We start from the raw sequence: 1596 nt of genomic DNA, 5'->3' as shown, positions 1-1596 counted from the left end.
TCTGACTCACTTTTGATGAAAATGGGCTGCCGGCTGGCGTTGGTTTCACATAAGGAATCAATGCCATGGGCTATACATTGCGGCCTTCGACCCTCGTCTCTCGCGGCTTTGTGGTGGACGACACCGCCGTTGACGATGAGGTGATGTTGATCACGGTCCGTCCTACGAGTACGGCGAGCTTCTGTCCCGGCTGCGGAACGAGGTCGCAGCGGATCCATAGTCGGTATCAGCGGCGCCTCGCAGACCTGCCTATGGCGGGCAAGCCTGTTCGGATCGTCGTTGTGGCACGGCGGTTCCACTGCGGCGCCGTGTTGTGCGGCCGGCGGATCTTCGCTGAGCGTTTCGACGGGGATGTTCTGGCGCCGTGGGCGCGGCGAACCGCCCGGCTCGACCAAATCGTCCATTACCTTGGGCTTGCGCTGGGCGGCAGGCCCGCAGCCAGCTTCGCCAAGAGATTGATGCTGCCGGTGAGCAACGACACGTTGCTGCGCATCGTGCGGCGGCGTGGTAGTCCGCGCTTTGTCCCGCCGAGCGTGATCGGGATCGACGATTGGGCGTGGCGACGAAATCAACGCTATGGGACGATCATCTGCGACCTTGAGCGCCGCAAGACCATCGCCTTGCTGCCTGACCGTGAGCCGGCGACGGCTCAAGCCTGGCTCACAGACCAACCCCAGATCGACATTGTCGCCCGCGATCGCGGCGGTGGCTACGCTCTTGCGGCCGCCAAAGCGCTGCCTGGGGCGATCCAGGTGGCCGACCGCTGGCACTTAATGGAGAACGCCAGCCGCGCCTTCCTCGACGCAGTTCGCAAATCCATGCGGTCGATCCGCGCCGCGCTTGGTGCCGCCACGATTGATCCAGAACTGCTAACCGCCGCCGAGCGGATACAATATGAAGGATACCTTCGTCGGGAAGACACCAATGCCATCATCCTCGTCATGGCCAAGGATGGGACTACGATTAAGGAGATCGTTCGCCGCACCGGCCATAGCCGCGGCGTAGTCCGCAAGGTTTTGCGAGGCCAGCGATCTGACGTCTTTCGAGTCCGAGAAAGCTCGCTGGGAGCTTTATCTTCCTTGGCTCGACGCCCAGTGGACGGCTGGGGAGCGCAATGCAACAGCACTCTGGCGGTGCCTCAAGAACCAGGGATTCCGTGGTTGCTTGCGTGTCGTCACCGAGTGGGCCACGCGTCGCCGGCATTCAGATCAAGTGAACGGCGACGCCCTGCGCCGTGCGCCCTCGGCCCGAACCATTGCGCGGCTAATGACCATCGGTCGCGACAGCCTCTTTAAGTCCGAAACCGTCACGGTGGCGGCGATCGAGGGCGGCGTGCCTTTATTGGTGGAGGCCCGGGAAATCGTTGCAGGCTTCCAGGCCATGATCCGCAAGAAGACTCTCGCCGATCTCGAACCTTGGCTGGAGCGGGCCAGATCAAGTCTAGTCGCCTCGTTCGCCAATGGCGTTCTCAAAGACCGCTCGGCCGTCAGCGCGGCGATAACCTCGCCCTGGTCCAACGGTCAGACCGAGGGCCAGATCACCAAGCTCAAGCTCGTGAAACGCCAAATGTATGGCCGAGGAAAACTCGACCTGCTT

At 62.3% G+C, this 1596-nt stretch carries 1 pseudogene; it reads left to right on the top strand.

The annotated features are described in order from the left end of the window. Positions 1-65: 65 nt before the first annotated feature. Positions 66-1596: pseudogene (locus NKI97_RS35320) on the top strand (ISL3 family transposase); the annotation flags it as partial.

This window comes from Mesorhizobium sp. M0296 (assembly GCF_040321675.1).
In the GTDB taxonomy this organism is placed as follows: Bacteria; Pseudomonadota; Alphaproteobacteria; order Rhizobiales; family Rhizobiaceae; genus Mesorhizobium.
The sequence above is the reverse complement of the archived record's forward strand: the minus strand, read 5'-3'. Positions and strand labels throughout refer to the sequence as shown.